Raw genomic sequence first — 355 nt, forward strand, 5'->3', positions numbered from 1 at the left:
CTGACCCACCTGCCAGTCGTTCGGGGCATAGCCCGAGTCCACGGCCGCGCGCGACGCGCCAACGGCGGCACCCAGCTTGTCAGCCAGGGTTTCGATCAGTTTGAAGTCCTCTTCCGAGCCGACACCACGGCCGCCCGAGACAACAACGCCAGCCGAGGTCAGTTCCGGACGGTCGCTTTCGGCAACCTTGTCCTCGACCCACTCGGACAGACCCGGGTTGTCGCCAACCGAGATGGTCTCAACCGCAGCCGAGCCGCCTTCACCGGCCGCATCAAAGGACGCGGTGCGGAAGGTGACGACTTTCTTGGCGTCGTTCGATTTCACGGTCTGGATCGCGTTGCCTGCGTAGATCGGA

The 355-nt window shown here is 64.5% G+C and carries 1 protein-coding gene; it reads right to left on the reverse strand.

Going from position 1 to position 355, the window contains the following annotated elements; genetic code table 11:
- On the reverse strand, positions 1-355 hold a 355-nt coding region (locus E1297_RS00475), incomplete at both ends, for an FAD-binding protein (RefSeq protein WP_196223079.1).

Source organism: Roseibium sp. RKSG952 (assembly GCF_009711355.1).